Genomic DNA, 288 nt, shown 5'->3' on the forward strand with positions numbered 1-288 from the left:
GGGGGGGGGGGGGGGGGGGGGGGGGGGGGGGGCGGGGGGGGGGCCCGGGGGGGGGGCGGGGGGGGGGCGGGCCGCGGGCCCCCCCCCCCCCCCCGCCACCCTATGGAACTCCCCTGATCAGTAGGCGGAGTTGACGTTGTCCATGGAGCCATAGGTCTTGGCCGCATAGTTACAGGACGCCACGATGTTGGCCACCGGGTCGTAGATGTCCCACGAGGTGCCGTCGACGTGGAACTCCTTGAACGTCGGGTCGATGATCTGCAGCAGACCCTTCGACGGGATACCGGC

At 72.9% G+C, this 288-nt stretch carries 1 protein-coding gene; it reads right to left on the reverse strand.

All coding sequences use genetic code 11. From position 1 onward, the window contains the following. Window positions 1-117 precede the first annotated feature (117 nt). Window positions 118-288, reverse strand: a 171-nt coding sequence (locus ACIHFE_RS33555; RefSeq protein ID WP_400112716.1) for a transglycosylase SLT domain-containing protein, incomplete at its 5' end; no start/stop codon positions are given.

It is taken from the genome of Streptomyces sp. NPDC052396 (assembly GCF_044593195.1).
Taxonomy (GTDB): Bacteria; Actinomycetota; Actinomycetes; order Streptomycetales; family Streptomycetaceae; genus Streptomyces.